At 30.4% G+C, this 18,974-nt stretch carries 12 protein-coding genes and 4 tRNA genes; 15 read left to right on the top strand and 1 reads right to left on the bottom strand.

Annotation, left to right across the window (positions count from 1 at the left end):
• Window positions 1-3: 3 nt before the first annotated feature.
• From CRU95_RS08615 to CRU95_RS08555, 13 genes are all read left to right on the top strand, one after another.
• A complete protein-coding gene (locus CRU95_RS08615; protein ID WP_129100733.1) occupies window positions 4-1,695 on the top strand; it encodes a TrkA family potassium uptake protein in 1,692 nt (563 codons plus the stop codon).
• Window positions 1,692-2,492, top strand: a complete 801-nt coding sequence (gene kdsA / locus CRU95_RS08610; RefSeq protein ID WP_258238663.1) for a 3-deoxy-8-phosphooctulonate synthase — start codon at window positions 1,692-1,694, stop codon at window positions 2,490-2,492. The genes CRU95_RS08615 and kdsA overlap by 4 nt, the downstream gene beginning before the upstream one ends.
• A 31-nt stretch (window positions 2,493-2,523) precedes the next feature.
• Window positions 2,524-2,994 carry a 6,7-dimethyl-8-ribityllumazine synthase gene (gene ribH / locus CRU95_RS08605; protein WP_129100731.1) on the top strand — a complete coding sequence of 157 codons (471 nt, stop codon included), beginning with the start codon at window positions 2,524-2,526 and terminating at the stop codon, window positions 2,992-2,994.
• 1 nt (window position 2,995) lies between these two features.
• Complete coding sequence (gene nusB / locus CRU95_RS08600) at window positions 2,996-3,394, top strand: transcription antitermination factor NusB (protein ID WP_129100730.1); 399 nt, start codon at window positions 2,996-2,998, stop codon at window positions 3,392-3,394.
• A complete protein-coding gene (gene pyrF / locus CRU95_RS08595; protein ID WP_129100729.1) occupies window positions 3,394-4,080 on the top strand; it encodes an orotidine-5'-phosphate decarboxylase in 687 nt (228 codons plus the stop codon). The genes nusB and pyrF overlap by 1 nt, the downstream gene beginning before the upstream one ends.
• A gap of 102 nt (window positions 4,081-4,182) precedes the next feature.
• Window positions 4,183-4,272 (top strand) — tRNA-Ser (locus tag CRU95_RS08590).
• 15 nt (window positions 4,273-4,287) lie between these two features.
• Window positions 4,288-4,364: transfer RNA gene (locus tag CRU95_RS08585), tRNA-Ile, on the top strand.
• A gap of 102 nt (window positions 4,365-4,466) precedes the next feature.
• A tRNA-Gly gene (locus CRU95_RS08580) sits at window positions 4,467-4,543 on the top strand.
• Between the two features lie 83 nt (window positions 4,544-4,626).
• Window positions 4,627-4,715, top strand: a tRNA-Ser gene (locus CRU95_RS08575).
• A gap of 267 nt (window positions 4,716-4,982) precedes the next feature.
• On the top strand, window positions 4,983-6,299 hold the full coding sequence (locus tag CRU95_RS08570) for a TolC family outer membrane protein (RefSeq protein WP_129100728.1): 1,317 nt from the start codon (window positions 4,983-4,985) through the stop codon (window positions 6,297-6,299).
• A 2-nt stretch (window positions 6,300-6,301) separates the two neighbouring features.
• Window positions 6,302-8,476 (top strand): type I secretion system permease/ATPase, encoded by a 2,175-nt coding sequence (locus tag CRU95_RS08565; RefSeq protein WP_129100727.1) that lies wholly within the window; start codon window positions 6,302-6,304, stop codon window positions 8,474-8,476.
• Entirely contained in the window at window positions 8,466-9,848 is a 1,383-nt protein-coding gene (locus CRU95_RS08560; RefSeq protein ID WP_129100726.1) for an HlyD family type I secretion periplasmic adaptor subunit, read from the top strand. Before CRU95_RS08565 ends, CRU95_RS08560 begins: the two co-directional genes overlap by 11 nt.
• Window positions 9,849-10,460, top strand: coding sequence for a LuxR C-terminal-related transcriptional regulator (locus CRU95_RS08555; RefSeq protein WP_129100725.1), 612 nt, complete (start codon window positions 9,849-9,851; stop codon window positions 10,458-10,460).
• A 56-nt stretch (window positions 10,461-10,516) separates the two neighbouring features.
• Here the strand turns inward: CRU95_RS08555 and CRU95_RS08550 are convergent, their stop codons facing one another.
• A complete protein-coding gene (locus CRU95_RS08550) occupies window positions 10,517-14,296 on the bottom strand; it encodes an Ig-like domain-containing protein (protein WP_129100724.1) in 3,780 nt (1,259 codons plus the stop codon).
• Between the two features lie 182 nt (window positions 14,297-14,478).
• Between CRU95_RS08550 and CRU95_RS08545 the strand changes: the two genes are divergently transcribed.
• Both CRU95_RS08545 and CRU95_RS08540 read left to right on the top strand, forming a co-directional pair.
• Window positions 14,479-17,265 carry a filamentous hemagglutinin N-terminal domain-containing protein gene (locus CRU95_RS08545; protein WP_129100723.1) on the top strand — a complete coding sequence of 929 codons (2,787 nt, stop codon included), beginning with the start codon at window positions 14,479-14,481 and terminating at the stop codon, window positions 17,263-17,265.
• Window positions 17,266-17,275: 10 nt separating this feature from the next.
• The gene (locus CRU95_RS08540) at window positions 17,276-18,943 is read left to right on the top strand and encodes a ShlB/FhaC/HecB family hemolysin secretion/activation protein (protein ID WP_129100722.1); all 1,668 of its coding nucleotides are present in this window, start codon (window positions 17,276-17,278) and stop codon (window positions 18,941-18,943) included.
• Window positions 18,944-18,974 lie beyond the last annotated feature (31 nt).

Below are 18,974 nucleotides of genomic sequence, written 5' to 3'. Positions count from 1 at the left end.
ATTTTGGCAAATAGTACATTGTGGATAGTTCTTCTTAGAATGAGAATGCCTTTTATTGTGATAATTGTAACATACACTATTGCAATAACTGGACTTTTATTAATTGATGGAGTTGATAATAAAGGTAATGTTTATCATATGTCAATTTTTGATGCTTATTATTTCATAACATATACTGCTACAACTATTGGATTTGGTGAAACACCATATGAGTTTACTTATCCTCAAAGAATGTGGGTTAGTTTTTCAATTTATCTTACAGTATTAGGTTGGTTTTATGGCATAGGTACTCTTGTATCTTTGTTGCAAGATAAGATTTTATTAGAAGAGCTTAGAAGAAATAAGTTTAAAAGAAATGTAAAAAAGATAAGACAAAGTTTTATTATAGTTTTAGGATATAACAATATCACTTCGGAAATTATAAAAAAAGCTTTAAGCTATGACATAAGAACTGTAGTAATAGAATCAGATGAAAATAGGGTAAATGATTTACTTTTAGAAAATTTTACGCCTTATGTGCCAGTATTACTTTCAGATGTAAGTTCACCAAAGACTTTAGAAGAAGCAGGAATTAAAAAAAGTAATTGCAGGGGATTAGTGTGTTTATTTAATGATGATAAATTAAATTTAAAAGTTGCAGTTATGTCTAAACTTTTAAATAGAAATATAAAACTTGTAGTAAAAGCAACAACTGAGAATCAAGGTGAAAACCTTGAAGATATTGGAGTTGACATTGTGGCAAATCCTTTTTCTATTATTTCAAAAGAAATTGATGTAGCTTTCAAAGCACCAAATATTTTAAAATTAGAAAAATGGATTTATAAACTAGATAATTTGAATGCGCAAACTCCTAATTTCCCCATGGGAAGATACATAATTTGTGGTTTTGGTCGTATGGGAAATTATTTACATAATCGATTGAGTGATAATGAAATAGAGTTAGTTTTTATTGAAATTGATGAAAAAAAACTTGTTAATTATAAAGAAGATAGTGTTTCAAGAATAATTATTGGTGACGCAGATGATAAAAAAGCGCTTACAAAAGCTGGAATTCTTGAAAGTGTTGCTATAATTGCTGCGACAAATGATGATACAACTAATTTATCTATTTTAAGTAGTGCTAAAAGATTAAACCCAAAAATAATTACAATAGCAAGACAGAATGAATTAGGTTATGTCTCAATGTTTGAAAACTCTAGAATTGACCATGTCTTTTTACCTGCAAATATTTTAATTAATAAAACAACAAATGCTTTAATAAATCCTTTATCAGACATGTTTATTCAAGAGATGATAACTAAAGATGAAAATTGGGCATCAAACTTAGTGAAGAGATTAACTCAAACTATAGATGAAAGTCCTTTATTGGAATCAATTGAAATAGATAATTATGATGCCCCCGAAATTTATAAACATCTAGATAATGGCGAAGAGATAAAATTAAAGATATTTAGAACATCTTTGCATAATAGAGAGTTAAATAATAATGTAGTACCCTTAGCTTTAATAAGAGGTGGTGAAAAGTATTTAATCCCTGATTGGGATATGCCCTTAGAAAAAGATGATAAAATACTTTTTGCTTGTGATAAATATGCAAGAGATGATATGCAATATATCGCACAAAATATTTATGAATTTTATTATGCTTATAGTGGAAAAGAAAAAAGAACAATTTTAAGAAGGATATTAAAGTGAAAGTTTTAGCTGGACCTTGTGTTTTAGAAGATAGAGACACAGTATTTAGAATAGCTGAAAAATTGAAGCCTTTAAGTGAAGATAAAAGAGTAGAATTTTATTTTAAAGCTTCATTTGATAAAGCAAATAGAACAAGTTTGGATTCATATAGAGGACCTGGGCTTGATGATGGATTGAAACTTTTTGAAGAGATTAAAAAAGAATTTGGATATAAACTTATAACAGATATTCATGAGTCTCATCAAGCAGCACCTGCTTCTGAAGTTATGGATATATTACAAATACCTGCATTTTTGTGTAGACAGACAGACTTACTTGTAGCTGCTGCAAAAACATCATGTATAATAAACGTAAAAAAAGGTCAGTTTTTAGCAGCTGATGCTATGCGACATCCAATTGATAAGATACTAAAAACAAGAGGAGTTGATGAGGTTAGTTACCAAAATTCTCTTGATAATAATGTATGGCTTTGTGAAAGAGGAAATACCTTTGGTTACGGAGCACTTGTCGTTGATATGAGAAATTTACTTCTAATGAAAGAGTATGCACCAGTTATTTTTGATGCAACTCATTCTGTTCAAATACCAAGTACAGGAGGAACAACAGGCGGAAATTCTGCTTTTGTTCCATCTATGGCAAAAGCAGCCGCAGCTGTTGGTGTTGATGGCTTCTTTTTTGAAACACATACAGACCCAAGTGTTGCAAAAAGTGATGGTCCAAATATGTTAAAAATCGAAGATTTATACAAGACTATAAATGAGATTTTTGCAATCCAAGGGGCTTTAGGATATAATTAGCCCCTTATATAAAATTTTCGGAGAAATTTAAATGAATATTATTGAAGGTAAATTAAGACTTGACGGTAGCGAAAAAGTTCTTATTATAAATGGTAGATTTAATCATATTATTACTGATAGGTTAGTTGAAGGTGCAAAAGATGCCTTTATTAGACATGGTGGAAATGAAGCAAACCTTGATTTAGTTTTAGTTCCTGGTGCATTTGAAATTCCTTTTGCCCTAGAAAAAGCATTGGCTTCAAACAAATACGATGCTGTATGTTGTGTAGGTGCAGTAATAAGAGGAGCAACTCCTCATTTTGATTATATATCTGCTGAAGCTACAAAAGGTATCGCAACAGTTGGTATCAAATCAGGTAAACCTGTAGCAAATGGTGTTTTAACAACTGATACTATTGAGCAAGCAATTGAGCGAGCTGGAAGTAAAGTGGGGAACAAAGGTTCTGAAGCTATGATTACTATTATTGAAATGTTAGATTTATATAAAGAGATGGGAAAATAGATTGGCAACAAGAACACAAGCAAGAGAGTCTGTAATAGGGCTTCTTTATGCATATGATTTAGGTAATGAGGGAATTGTAAAATTCGTTGATGAAATCCTAGAAGATAAGAAAATAAGAAATAAACAAAAAGAGTTCGCTTTAAATTTATTTAATGGTGTAGTAAATAACTATGCAGTTATTAATGAGCATATTGAATCTCATCTTAATCAAGGAACTATAAAAGATATAGGTTCTGTAGAAAAATCAATTTTAAGACTTGCTATTTATGAAATATTATTTGAAACACTTGATAGAGCTATTATTATAAATGAAGCAATTGAATTGTCAAAAAGATTAGCAAGTGATGGTGCACCAAAATTCATAAATGGTGTATTGGATAAAGTTACTAAGGAAGCTTAATGAAACTATGTATTTCATTGGATTTACCAAGTGCAGATGAAAATCTTGAATTAGTAAAAAAAGTAAAAGATTATGATGTTTGGTTAAAAGTAGGATTTAGAACATATATAAGAGATGGTAAATATTTTTTAGAAGAGATAAAAGAGATAAATCCAAACTTTAAAATCTTTTTGGATTTAAAACTTTATGATATACCAAATACAATGGCAGATGCAGCAGAAGAAATAACAGCCTTAGGACTTGTAGATATGTTTAATGTACATGCAAGTGCTGGAATAGATGCTATGAAAACTGTAATGGATAGAATAAAAGATATTCCAAATAGACCTTTAGTTTTAGCTGTTACTGCTTTGACTTCTTTTGATAATGAAAGTTTTAGATCTATTTACAATGAATACATAACAACAAAAGCGACACAGTTTGCAAAAGACACTTTTAATGCTGGTATTGATGGAGTTGTTTGTTCTGCTTTTGAAAGTGCGGATATTAAAAAGAATACTTCAGAGAATTTTATCACACTTTGTCCTGGTATTAGGCCTTTTGGTGAAGATGCGGGAGATCAAAAAAGAGTTGCTGATATTCCATTTGCAAAAGAAAATTCTGTTGATTTTATTGTAGTTGGACGGCCAATATATAAAGAACAAAATCCAAATGATGTAGTTAAAAAGATTTTAGAAAATATTTAAAACCTTTTTAGTGATTAAATTTCAAAAATTAATATAAAATCGTCAAAAATTAAGCAATTTTTTAACTTTATTTGTCTAAAATCACAGTCCTAATTCAAAGAAGGACAGTTGGGTGAGTGGCTGAAACCACATCCCTGCTAAGGATGCGTACTGGCAACGGTACCGAGAGTTCGAATCTCTCACTGTCCGCCACTATTGAATTAGTGAGGGTCTATAGCTCAGTTGGTTAGAGCACTCGGCTCATAACCGAGTGGTCCTGTGTTCGAGTCACAGTAGACCCACCACTTTAAAGCACCATTTTATGGTACTTTATAGAAGTTTTGCAAACTTCTTTTAAAAATGTAAAAATTTATTTTTAATACATTTTTAATACAACTTGTAAAAAAGCGGGAGTAGCTCAGTTGGCTAGAGCTTCTGCCTTCCAAGCAGATTGTCGCGAGTTCGAGTCTCGTCTCCCGCTCCATAAAAAAAGTCAAGATTTAAGATTTCTTTTGAAGTTTTAAGTCTTGACTTTTTTTTTGCAAAAAAACTAATAAATAACATTGTAGATAGGTGTCTGAGCGGTTGAAAGAGTATGCTTGGAAGGCATATGTAGATAATATCTACCATGGGTTCAAATCCCATTCTATCTGCCATTTTTATAACTACTTGAAATTATGCATTTATGATTTAAATTGGGGTTTAAATACTCTGCTACTCTGCAAAGATGAGAATCTCCATTGTCATCTTGGAATGACACTAAATATCATTGAGTCTTTTTAAATCAGTTAACACCTAGTCTTTTATAAGATTTTCAGGCAATTATACTATTAAATTTATAGAATAAATTTATCATTGTTAAAACGAGCAATTGGAGTGCAATCTTTATTTATAATTACTAATAATATAAACAAAGGAATACTATGAAGTATTTTATTTTCTTGATACTATTTTTTTCCCCGATACTTGTTAATGCTCTTACCTTAACAGATGTGGTACAAGAAACTATTTCAACTCATCCACAAATGAAGGTAAAAGAAGAAATTTTACGTGAAAAAGAGCAAGAGTTAGTTAATGTAAAATCGGGATATTTACCTACAATAGATTTATCATACTCAATTGGTCCAGAAGTTACAAGAACAATAACAAATAATCAAAATAGGTCAAGTTTAACAAGAAAAGATGCCACTATAACATTAAAACAAAATCTATTTTCTGGTTTTGATACTATGAATGGTGTTAAACAAAAAAAAGAACTTATACTAAGTGCAAGTGAAAATGTCAATGAAACAGCAAATTCTTTGGCTATAGAATCTATTAATGCTTATTTAAGTGTTTTAAAATATTCGGCTTTATATAAAACAGCTCAAGAAAATGTAGCTTTGCATACAAAATACTTAGACCAAATTAAAAAAACAGTTGAAGGGGGTATTGGTATAAATTCTAATTATACTCAAACACTTTCTCGTTTTGAAAATGTTACAAGTGAAGAGTATTTAGCAAAATTAGAATATCTTAATACTATCTCTTCATACCAAAGAATACTTCCTAGGAAAGTTTTTGTAGAAGAGTTAGAAGAGCCAGTACTAGGTAAACTTAAATATAATAATTTAGACTTATTGATTAAAGATTGCATTGAAAATAATCCTATAATAAAAGGTTTAAAATCTGAGATTCAAGCATCAAAAGCTTTAGTTGCACGAAATAAATCAAAATATTATCCCACAGTTGATTTAGTAGCTCAAAGTTATTGGAATAAAAACTTAAATGGAATTTCAACTAATAATGAGGCTCCACTTTCTAGTAGTAATTATGATTCTGAGTCAGGATATAATGCATTGGTTGTTTTTAAATATAATATTTTCAATGGTTTTGCAGATAAATCAAATATAGAAATAAGTAAACACAAAGTACTTCAAAATCACAATAGTTTATCAGATAATGAGCGAATCTTAAAACTAAATATTGAAATTGCTTGGAATACTTATCATATCACTGAAAAAAGTTTAGAACATATTAAAAATGATATTCAAGCTACCTCTGAAACAGTTGCTTATTATCAAAAAGAGTATGAATTAGGACGACGAAGTTTGATAGATCTTTTAAATGTTAGTATTGAATATAATAATGCTAAAAAGAGAAAAATAAATGCTGAGTTTGAGCAATTATTAGCTTACTATAAGATAATGTCATATTCAAATAAACTTTTAAGTGAAATGCATGTTTCAATAGGAAATTAAGTATGAAAGATCCTATATTAGAATGTTTAGTAATATTTACAAAATTACATAATCGATCTTTTAGTGCTGATGCTTTAATATCTGACCTTCCAATAGAACCTGGAAGAATCACTCCTAAACTTTTTTCTTTAGAACATAAAGAATCAAAGGCTACATTTTTTAGAGCAGCTTCAAGGGCTGGATTTAGTTCAAAACTTGTAAATCGTCAACTTAAAGAGATATCACCTTTACTATTACCTGTTATTTTAATATTAAAAGGTGATGATGAAAATCAAAAAGCCTGCATACTAACAGAAATAAGCCCAGACAAAGAACATGCAAAAATAATTTTACCCGAACTAGAAAATGCCGAAAATTGGGTGAAAATTTCTGATTTGGAAGAAGAGTATCTTGATTATTCATTTTTGATAAAACCAAAACATCACTATAAAGATGCTAGAAAAAGAGTTCTTAAACATGAACAACACCATTGGTTTTGGGGAACTTTGAACTATTCTAAAGGGATATATAAAGATGTTATTGTTACTTCTTTTTTAATCAACCTTTTTGTTATGGCAAGTCCTATTTTTACACTAAATATTTATGATAGAGTTGTACCTAATAATGCATTAGATACGATGTGGGTATTTGCTGTTGGTATAAGTATTGTTTATTTTTTTGACATGATATTAAAATTTTTAAGATCTTATTTTTTAGAAACTGCTTCAAAAAAAAGCGACATAATCATGTCTTCAATGATTTTTGAAAAAGTTTTAAATCTTAAACTATCTTCAAGTCCTCGCTCTGTTGGTTCTTTTGCCAGCAACATTAAAGATTTTGACTCAATAAAAGGTTTTTTTACAGCCTCTTCAATAGCTACAATAATTGATTTACCCTTTGCCATTTTAATGTTATTTATTATTTATATTATCGCTGGATGGCTTGTAATTATTCCAATTATTAGTGCTTTTATTATTGTTATATATAGCTATATTATTGAAAAACCTATAAGAAAAAGTATTGAAAGTACGTATCAAGCAGCCTCTTATAAAAACTCTATTCTAATTGAATCATTAACTGCCTTAGAAACTATAAAAGCCTTAGGAATCAATGGACAGTATCAATGGAAATGGGAAGAATCATCTGGCGATTTGGCACAAAAAGGTTTAAAGTCAAAAATATTATCAAACTCAGTATCAACATTTGTTAATTTTATAGTTCAATTTACTACGGTTGCTATTGTAGTCGGTGGAGTATATGCAATAGGAGATAAAAACTTAAGTATGGGTGGACTAATTGCGACGGTTATGTTGGGTTCCCGTATGTTAGCACCTTTGGCGCAAGTAGCTTCTCTTATTACTAATTTTGAACAAACCAAAACTTCATATAATGCAATTAACAATATTATGAATCTTGATGTAGATAGACAAGAGGGTAAAAAATATGTCGAAAGACCTTCTTTTACTGGAAAAATAGAATTTCAAAATGTAACTTTTATCTATCCAAATAGTGAAAAGAAAGTTTTAGATGATGTTAGTTTTAGTATAAATTCTGGAGAATCCGTTGGGATTATTGGTACAAATGGTTCAGGAAAAACTACAATTGAAAAACTTCTTTTAGGTTTGTATGAACCAACAGAAGGGTCTATTTTATTAGATGGTATTGATATTAAACAAATCGACCCTACAGATTTAAGAAGAAATATCTCTTATGTACCACAAGATTCAATGCTTTTTCAAGGTACTCTAAAAGAAAATATAATTATGTGTGCACCTGATGCAACAGATGAAGAGATTATTTATGTATCTAAACTAAGTGGTTTAAGTAATTTTATTGATAAACATCCTTTGGGTTATGATATACCAGTTGCTGAGCGAGGAGATGGACTTTCAGGTGGACAAAAACAATCAATTTGTATAGCAAGGGCTTTTATTCATCCTGCACCAATTATACTTCTTGATGAGCCTACAAGTAGTATGGATAACAACAATGAAATGGTTTTTAATAATACAATGAGAGAGTATAAAAAAGGTAAAACTATGCTTCTTATCTCTCATAAACATAGCTCTTTGCAGCTGACTGATAGACTTATTTTATTGAATAATGGAAAAGTAATACTTAATGATACATATAAGAAGGTTGTGAAACAGTTAAGTCAGCCATCACCAACATATCAAAGGGGTGGAAATGAGTCTTAAAGATAAATTTATTGAATACTCATATAAACAAAAAGATAAAGATGAGTTTTGCATAAAAGATGAAATTGATTTTAAGTATATGGATTCTTTAAGTGCTGCTATGCTTATAAAAAACAAACTAGGAACAAAGATAATGCTTTGGGTTAGTTTTGTTCTTATCATATTTTTATTTGTTTGGGCATATTTTTCTGAAATCGATGCTCTTACAAGAGGTCAAGGAAAAGTTATACCAACACACCAAATACAAGTTATCCAAAACTTAGAGGGTGGGATAGTTTCTGAGATTTTGGTTGAAGATGGGCAAAATGTTAAAAAGGGCGATATTCTTATTAGGATTGATGATACAGGTTTTATAAGTACATATGCTGAGAGTTCACTAAAGTTTAATGAACTTGAAGCAAAAGCACTAAGATTGCAAGCTGAATCTACTGGTGAACCTTTTATAATAAGTGAGGAGATAAGAAAAAAATCCCCAACACTGATTGGACATGAAGAGTCTTTATATAAAACAAACTTAGAACAGCTTGAAAACAATATAAATATTTATAAGCGTCGTTTGACTCAAAAACAAAATGAGAGAGATGAAGCAGTTGCAAAACTTAAGCAATTAAAGACAAACTATCAACTGATTTCTAAAGAAGTTGCTTTAATGGAACCCCTAGTTGAAAAAAAGTTAGTATCTGAAGTAGAGTTTTTACAGCTTAAAAGAGAAGAAAGTAGTTTAAGTGGGGAAATTGAAGCCATTAAGTTATCTTTACCAAGATTATTATCTATTCAAGAAGAACAACAAAACAACATAAAAGAAGTGGAACTAAAGTTTAGAAATACAGCAAAAGAAGCTTTCAATGAAACAAGAGCTGAAATGTCTAGAATTAGTGAAACTAATGTTGCAAAAAAAGATAGAGTTAATAGAACTTTAGTTCGTTCACCAGTTGATGGAACAATCAAACAGTTACTTATAAATACAGTTGGTGGTGTAGTAAAACCAGGTATGGATATAGTTGAAATAGTACCTATAAGGGACAAACTTTTAGTAGAGGCAAAAGTAAGACCTTCTGATATAGCATTTTTATATCCTGGACAAAAAGCAATTGTGAAGTTTTCTGCTTATGATTTCGCTGTATATGGTTCACTTGAAGGTGTATTGACACATATTAGTGCAGATACAATAGTTGATGAAGTAGATAAACAAAGTTACTATTTAGTTAAGATAAAAACCAACAAATCTTATTTGGGAAGTGAAAAAAACAAACTCAATGTCATGGTTGGTATGACAGCTGATGTAGATATTGTTACTGGTAAAAAAACTATACTTTCATATATATTAAAACCTATCTTTCGTGCAACACAAAATGTATGGAGTGAACGATAGATGAAAAATATAATATTATTTACAAATATGAGTTCAGTAAGTATATATTGGAATAAGTCTCTTCCTTCTTTATATAATGCTATTAATATTAATGACTTAACAGAGTTAACTACATATTTAAATAAAAACAATAGTCCAATAATTTTAATGCTCGATGAATTGAGTATTTCAAATATACAAGAGGTATTAGAAGAGATAACTAAATATCAGTTTTTAAAGGTACTTCTTTTTAACTCAGTTCCTGAGGTTTATCATGCTTCTCTTTTATTATCAAGTGGTATAAGAGGGTATGAAAATAGTTATCTAGCAAGTATAAATTTAGAAAATATGTTAAAGGTAGTTGAAGATGAAAAAATGTGGATTTTTACAGATTTAACGAACTTTATAATTAATAAACATATCAATATAACTTCTTCAAAAGAACCAGAGTTTATGAAGTTATTAACTGAAAAAGAAAAAGAGATTGCTTTGATGATTGCAGATGGACTTAGTAATAAAGAGATTGCTCAAAAAGAGAAAAATGCCTTATCTACTATAAAAGGTCATATTAAAAGTATTTTTGAAAAAGTTGGAGTAAATAGTAGGCTTTCCTTAGCTTTACTTTTTAAATAAAATTAAAAAACTTCAAACTCCCAAGGAGAATCTGGGAGTTTATTTGAAGAGTTAAACTACACAATTTCTTGATGTATTTCAACTAAGAGTGTAGTTCCATTTGAGCCATAGTATAAATCATATACACTACCATCTTGTGTGACTGAATCTTCCTTTTTAGTAAATGAACTATCTACTGTAATTTGATCACTTGCATTATGATCAGAAGCATTTATAATCAAATCATTTGAACTATCAGTTGCTGAGATAACATCAGTAAGTGTTATTGCTCCATCTACGCCAGAACCTATAAGTTTTGCTGTAGAATTATTTAAGTCAATCCCCTCAATAGAACTTACATTTGACAAATCAATAGTACCATTTATTGAAAAAGTATCTTTATCATCAGTTCCTATTATCATGGTATCTACAGGCTTTGTAGTAATTGTTGTTCCCTCTAAAGTTACCACTGGATCACCTTGGGTAAAGGTAACTCCATCACTTGTATCAGTTCCAACTTTTACATTAACTATTGCATTTACAAGACTACTTTCACCCCCATCCGCATCTACTACACTATATTCAAAATGTGTTGAGATATGTGTCTTTGGATAGGAAAAATCTGTTGCATCAAAGTGGGCATTTGGAGTGACTGTTATATCTCCTTGAGCATTAATTGAAACTGTACCAATAGCTACATTTGATTCATCATATAATATTCCATTTCCAAGTTTTAAGCTTAAAGAGCTAGAATCAACATCTGTATCATTTGATAATAGCATATCTTTATCAATAGTAAAAACATCTAATGTTTTTGATTCTGTATATGTTCCTGTAACTGATTGTATTCTAAATTCTGTTTGTCCTCCATCTATACCATCTTTTGCAATTATAGCAATACGTTTAATTCCAAAGCCAGTATGATTATTACTAATAGTATAAGTTTGAGTACTTTCGTTAAAATTTGCTAACCAGTATAAAGTATTTGATGTATCACTATATACTCTAACTTCGACATTATCATCATCTGTTATCTGTGAAGTGGGGTCTATCTTAACAATTATACTATCAACTTCTCTAGCAAAATCAAAGATAACACCCTCGTTATAATATCCCACACTATCTATATGCTCAGTAATATCTCCATCATCATGTATGGTCGTATTATCAGTAGAAGCTATATCAAAAAGATCAATAGCTGTTCCTGTCATAGGATCATCATAGGTATAATATACATTGTCATCTAAAACAAAAATATTTGAATTGTGTCTTGCATATTGTGAATTATCAGTATCAAAGTCATTTATATTTGAAGTTAAAGTTTCTGAACCAAGATATGTAAAAGCTCTTGTAATTGGTGGTGAGATGGTATATGATCTTTCATCAGCAATTTTTGTGATAACTTCACCTATAGCAACGGGAGCATCGTTTACAGAAGTTATATCAAAATTGGCACTAACAGTACTTGTAGTACCATTTCCATCGCTTATAGTATATGTAAAGCTTGCATCTCCACTATAGTTTGTATCAGGTGTAAAAGTTATAGTTGAACCATCTGCTGATAATGCTACTGTACCATGAGTAGCTCCTTGAACTGAGATGATACTAAGTGTATCACCATCTATATCTGTATCATTTGCTAAAAGTGTTTCTACTTTAATGACTAAAGGTGTATCTTCATTTTTATCTTGATATTCTAAAGTTGTACCATCCCCTAATGTAATTGTATGACCATAAGAATCAGTTAATCCATTCTCGAAATTTGTATTAAGAACTTCTTTATTTTCTACAATCATAGAAAGATTATCTATATTAGCATCTATTGAACTTTCAAAGTCCTGAGTATATCCTAAGATAGTGTAGGAAATTATTGGACCATTTCCTATCGTAAGGTCATTATTTAAATAATCTGGGTCTATAACCGTACCACTATATGGTATAGAATTACTACTTGTAACTCCATTTTCATCAGTATTGATAATAGTTACATTTTTCCCATCATAGCTAAAGGTTATATTGTTAACCGAATTTACATTATATGTTATGCCAGTATCAAAAAAAACATCTCCTACATTTATAGTTTCTGTCGTAAATCCAATAGTCCCATCCGAATGTTCCACTACTGAAAAATTTTCTGTAGCCATAGAAAATATTAATTTGTTATTTGTCCCAATTCTTAATGAAAGAGCATCTCCTTTTGCAAATATAGCATTCATAAAATTTTCATTGCCTGAGCCTTCAACTGAAACAGAAATACTAAAATTATCTTTTCTATCTAAATTAATTGTATTTGAATCTGCTACCACAATATTTGAAGTTGTAGTGTTTGATAAATCTACATAGTGATTATTAAGATTATCTGCCACTGCTACAGGAGCATCATTTGTACCTGTTATTGTTATTGTTGAAGTTGCAGTAGAGCTTAAGCCTCCCTCATCTTGCATCTCATAGCTTACAACTACAGTTGCAGTTTCACCAACAGAGAGATAATCAAATTCATCTCCTTGGTTAAATACTAATTTATTATCTACCACTGAGACAGTTGCATGTGTAGTTACACTTGAATCATCATATCTTGTAGGATGTGTATTTGTAGAAATAGATGCATTATTTACTGAGAAGTTAGAGCTATCAATATCTGTATCATTTGCTAATACATCAATAGTTAACGATCCATTTTCTGTAACCGTAGCAATATCTGCTACTGCTATTGGAGCATCATTTGTACCTGTTATTGTAATAGTTGATGTTGTTGTAGAAGTTAAACCTCCCTCATCTTGCATCTCATAACTTACAACCACAGTTACAGTTTCACCAGTAGAGAGATAATCAAATTCATCTCCTAAGTTAAATACTAGTTTATTATTCATAATAGAAACAGATGCATTTGTTGTTACTTTTGAATCATCATATCCTGTTGAGTGCGCATTTGTAGAGATAGCTACACTATTAAGTTTAAAATCAGAACTATCAGCATCTGTATCATTTGCTAACACATCAAGTGTCAATAGCTGATTTTCACTTGTAGTATCGCTATCAGCAACAGCTGTTGGAGCATCATTGATATTATTGATATAAACAGAAACAAGTTGGGTCTTAGAATTTCCCTCATTGTCTGTAGCTATGATATTAATATTGTACTCATTATCAAAGTCTGTATCAAGTGGAGTATCATAATCAGGAGAATTTAAAAAACTCAATTCCCCAGTTGTAGAATTAATAGTAAATAGTGCTCCATCTAAACTATTTTCTATACTATATTTTACTCCTATTGATTCATTTGCTGTAATTTTCAAGACAGCACCTTCTGCATCTTCATTGAAAACAGCAGTATTTGAAGAAGTGATTTCAAGAGGAATTTTGATGTTTTCAAAAGATATGTTTTCAGATTCATTTTCTTTGATTTCATTTTCAAACTCATCATTATCATTATTTCCAAAACTATTATTATCATTATTTCTTTCAAAATTATTATAGTTTTGTTCATATGTTGTATTAGTTACTGAAAATGAATTGTCATTCCACATTTGACTAGTTTGATTTGTGACAATTGCACTATTATTGTTTTCTATTGGAATAATATCTTGACCAAGAGAATTTTCTGTTTCATCTGATTGAGAAGAAACAGAGTTATCAACAAGTATATTAAAAACACCATCATAAGTCACAACTTTAGACAATGCTAAGTATTTAACTTCAACAGTAGCTTGGGGATTTGTACTAACTATATTTTCACCTTCATAAATATAATCCCCAACTTTTACCTCTCTAATAACCCCATCTGTACCAATGACTTGAATCCCATTAAGTGGAGTTCCGTTGGTTCCACCTTCTATAACGCCAACAAGTTTTGCCATAATAACACCTCTTTTATTATCAATTTTAAAAATTGTAGCTGATGTATTTATCTATGTATATACTACTTTGGTATGTTTATTCATGTGAAATTATATTAATTAATCTTAAAAAGAAAAAACGAGCAGTTGAGGAGCAATGATAAGTTATAGTTTTCCTAATAAGAAAAGTTAGGGAAATAAAGATGAAAAATAATTATGAATATAAATCAAGATTTAGAATTCTAAAAAATGGTAAAGTAGCCTTAATCATAAGTAGCCTTTTAGGTAGTATTACCCTTGTTAGTGCATCCCCAAGTGATGGAGTAGTCACAACAGGAACGGCAACTATTTCCCAAACCGCAAATACCACAACCATAAATCAAACCTCTAATAAAGCCAGTATAAACTGGCAAAGCTTTAGTGTAAAACCAAATGAAACAGTAAATTTTGTACAACCAAATAGCTCTTCTGTAACTTTAAATAGAGTTATAGGAGTAACAAGCTCCTTAATAGAAGGAACAATAAACGCAAACGGTCAAGTGTTTTTATTAAATCCAAATGGCATCGTCTTTTCAAAAGGCTCAAGTGTAAATGTAGGAGGATTAGTAGCTTCAACGCTAAATATGAGTGATGAAGATTTCCAAGCAGGAAACTATACTCTAAGTGGTAATAGTACAAACTCTATTTTAAACTTAGGAACCATAACAGCAAACTCAAATGGATATGTAGTCCTAGCAGGAAAAAGTGTTTCTAATGAAGGATTAATCAAAGCAACCTTAGGTGATATTCATTTGGTAGGTGCAAGTAAAATAAGCCTAAATATCAATGGAAATTCTTTAATTAAACTAACTATTGATAAAGGTATATTAGATTCTTTAGTAGAAAATAAAGGAATCATACAAGTAGCTGGCGGAGAAATATATCTTACAACTCAAGCTTTAGATACAGTTTTAAATGGAGTAGTCAATAATACAGGGATAATAGAAGCAGACTCAATAGATACCCATAATGGAAAAATAGTTCTTTATGCTCATGGAGGAACTACGATTGTTGATGGAACTTTATCCGCACAAAATGGATTTATTGAAACTTCTGGAAAAGTACTTGGGATAAAAGATACTTCTACTATTAAAACTAAAACTTGGTTACTTGATCCAACAGATATTACTATTGAATCAAGTGGCGGAACAGACCTTGCAGGTTCTAGTATAAAAGCAACTACTATATCAACAGCTTTAAATGGTGGGACAAATGTAATACTACAAGCTGATAATGATATTAATGTAAATGAAACTATAAATTGGACGCAAAGTCTTCTTACATTGAATGCAGGAAATGATATAAATATTAATACAGCTTTAAATGCAACTAATACAGCTGGTTTGTCTTTACTCTATGCTCAAACAACATCAACCGGAACCTATAATATAAATGCTCCTATAAATTTAGCCTCAACTGGAAGTTTCTCAACTAAATACTCAGCAGATGCAGTCAAAAATTACACGATTATAACTTCTTTAGGAGCTGAAGGTTCAACAACAACAACTGACTTACAAGGGATGAACGGAAATGTATTAATTAATTATGTCTTGGGTTCAAATATAGATGCAAGTGCTACTTCTTCTTGGAATAGTGGAGCTGGATTTGACCCTATGGGACGTATAAATGGACATTTTGGAGGTATTTTTGATGGTCTTGGTCATACTGTTTCTAACCTTTTTATTAATTATGGGTCAGGAAATAATATAGGATTAATTGGAGCAACAACAGCAAGTTCTATAGTAAAAAATGTTGGAGTTATTGATGTTGATTTTACGGGTGATGGCTTCGTTGGTGGAGTTGTTGGAGGAAATGCTGGGATAGTTGAAAATGCATATTCTACAGGGGAGGTAAAAGGTACTTTAAATGTTGGTGGCCTTGTTGGAGTAAATCAAGGTAAAATTCAAAATTCACATTCAAGTGCAATTGTTAGTGGTACTAGTAATAGTGCTGGTGGTTTAGTTGGAGCTATGGGGACTGCTTTAGCAACTATCAAAAACTCTTATGCAACTGGAAATGTAAGTGGTGGTATCCGTATAGGAGGTCTTATTGGATACATGACTGCTGGTTCAATTACAGGTTCTTATGCGACAGGAAATGTTACAGGTACAAGTAATCTTGGTGGTTTTGTGGGAGAAATGAGAAATAATACTTCAACTATCACAAATTCCTATGCAACGGGAAGTGTAAGCAATGGTACTCGTATTGGTGGATTTGTAGGAACTTTAGATAGTCAGGCAAGGATTACAAACTCTTATGCAACAGGAAAAGTAAGTAATGGTACTGATATGGGTGGATTTGTTGGAAATTCTTCAGGTTCTTTTATTACAAACTCATATTGGGATATAGATACTACTGAACAAGCAAATGGATTTAATCAAAATGCTGGTGGAAATTTTACAAACCTCACAGGGATACATAGTTCAACAGGAACAATAGATGCCTTTACACAAGCAACTTACACAGGATTTGACTTCACAAATGACTGGATAATCTACGAAGGAAACACCAGACCACTTTTAAGAACTTTTATGACACACTTAACTGTTACAGCAAAGGATGCCACAAAAACCTATGATGGGAATGTTTATAATGGAGCCAATGGAGTAACATACTCTACAACTACTAACAGTAATCTTTTAGGAACACTCAATTATGGTACTGATAAAAATGTAGGTACTTATACCTTAACTCCATCAGGATTATACTCAAACCAACAAGGATATATTATCTCTTATGCTAATGGAACATTAAAGATAAATCCAAGACCAGCATCAACTAATCAAACCTTTGATACAAGTGAAATAAAACAAATTAAAACCCCTGTACAAAATGGAATAGCATTTAGAGTAGATAATATAGAACAACAAATTAATATAGCAAGTATTAAACCTCCAACTAACATAGTAAACAATGGTGTTAAATTACCAGCGGGATTAATAAATAATTAGGAATTATAAAATGAAAAAAATAGTAAAACAAAGTTTAATAACTTTTTTATTGCTAGTAAACATGATGTTTGCAGCTAACATACCAAATTCTGGGACAATCTTAAATGAGATAAAACCCTCTTCAAAACAAGTAGAAAAGAAAGCACCAGCTTTACCTTCTCTAAAATATGAAGCACCTATTACAGCTAATGATACTGTAAAAGTAATGGTTAAAAAGTTTAGTATCGAAAATAATACAGTATTTAGCACTGAAATTTTACATAATCTTATAAAAGAATATGAAGGTAAAGAATTGACACTTTTAGATATAAAAAAAGTGGCAGATATTATCTCTAAGTATTATAGAACGAAAGGTTATTTTGTAGCAAGAGCTTATATCCCTGCACAAAATTTAAATAATAATATTGTTAGGATAGTTATTATAGAAGGGGTTTATGGAAAATTTAATTTAATAAACTCATCAAATATTCAAGATGCAACAATAAAAAAATATCTTTCTAAATTTGATAATAATGTAATATTTATGGATGATTTAGAAAGGCAAATATTTCTTATCAACTCTTTATCAGGACTTCAAATTGTTGATGCTCAAATTGCTCCGGGACAAATGGTCGGAACTAGTGATTTTATTCTTACTATGGAAGCTTCAAAAAAGTTTGAGGGTAGTGTAGCCGTAGATAATTATGGAAATAAATATGTGGGTGATGAGCGAGCTAGTTTGGGAGGAACTTTTAACTCTCCTTTGGGATATGGGGATAGTATAAATGTCTTTTTTCTTAACTCTTTTACAAATGAATTAAACTACGGTAATGTATCTTATAATATACCAATAGCTAATTCGGGAATGAGTGCAAATTTAGGTCTTAGTAAATTAAAATATACCTTAGGAGATAGTTATAAATCTTTAGATGCTTATGGTACTGCCACAGTGATAGAAGCTGGAGTTAGTTATCCTATTATTAAAAATACTTCAAATAGTCTAATTATAAAAGGACAATATGCTCATAGAGTTATGACAGATTGGATGAATGCAGAAGATGATAAAAAAAGTGTTGATGACGTTACCTTCTCTTTAGAGTCTTCTAAAAGTATAAGCTTATTTAATTTGCCAAGTTCTTTATTTAGTACTCTTTCTTTTACTCAAGGGCATAAAAACTTAGAAACTCCAACAGCTAAAACAAATGATGCTATAGCTAATACAGCTGGTAGTTTTTCAAAAGCAAATTTAAATTTAACGCATAATTTTCAGTTGAATGAGAAAACAGCACTAAGAACAATATTTAATGCTCAAACAGGTTTTAATAGAAATTTAGATTCAAGTCAAGATTTGTCTGTGGGTGGTGCTTATGGGTTAAGAGCTTATGGAGATAATGAACTTTCAGGGGATAAAGGTTTTTTATTTTCAGTGGAATTATTACGCACTTTACCAACATTTAAAGGAGTATTTCATCAAGTAGGTATCTTTTATGATACAGCAAAAATATGGAGTAATACTAATACTTGGGATGGCTTAGAGGATAATACAAGAAGATTAAACGATGTAGGAATCAGTTATACAGTTTTATATAAAAGTTTAAACTTTAAGGCAAGCTTTGCTCATGGATTTGGAAGTGAAGCAGTATCTGTATCACAAGAATCAAGAAATAAACTATTGGCTCAATTATTTTGGGTGTTTTGAGATAAAATTAAACATACTGTTTAAAGGATAA

The sequence above is a fragment of the Arcobacter sp. F2176 genome, from assembly GCF_004116465.1.
GTDB classification, from domain to species: Bacteria; Campylobacterota; Campylobacteria; order Campylobacterales; family Arcobacteraceae; genus Arcobacter; species Arcobacter siniprincipis.
Note: the sequence above shows the minus strand (reverse complement) of the source record. Positions and strands in the feature narration are given on the sequence as shown.

What these genes read in the sequence shown, in the direction of transcription:
- ribH (WP_129100731.1), top strand. Translation starts at nt 2,524, where the DNA reads ATGAATATTATTGAAGGTAAATTAAGACTTGACGGTAGCGAAAAAGTT.
- pyrF (WP_129100729.1), top strand. Translation starts at nt 3,394, where the DNA reads ATGAAACTATGTATTTCATTGGATTTACCAAGTGCAGATGAAAATCTT.
- CRU95_RS08570 (WP_129100728.1), top strand. Translation starts at nt 4,983, where the DNA reads ATGAAGTATTTTATTTTCTTGATACTATTTTTTTCCCCGATACTTGTT.
- CRU95_RS08565 (WP_129100727.1), top strand. Translation starts at nt 6,302, where the DNA reads ATGAAAGATCCTATATTAGAATGTTTAGTAATATTTACAAAATTACAT.
- CRU95_RS08560 (WP_129100726.1), top strand. Translation starts at nt 8,466, where the DNA reads ATGAGTCTTAAAGATAAATTTATTGAATACTCATATAAACAAAAAGAT.
- CRU95_RS08555 (WP_129100725.1), top strand. Translation starts at nt 9,849, where the DNA reads ATGAAAAATATAATATTATTTACAAATATGAGTTCAGTAAGTATATAT.
- CRU95_RS08550 (WP_129100724.1), bottom strand. Translation starts at nt 14,296, where the DNA reads ATGGCAAAACTTGTTGGCGTTATAGAAGGTGGAACCAACGGAACTCCA.
- CRU95_RS08545 (WP_129100723.1), top strand. Translation starts at nt 14,479, where the DNA reads ATGAAAAATAATTATGAATATAAATCAAGATTTAGAATTCTAAAAAAT.
- CRU95_RS08540 (WP_129100722.1), top strand. Translation starts at nt 17,276, where the DNA reads ATGAAAAAAATAGTAAAACAAAGTTTAATAACTTTTTTATTGCTAGTA.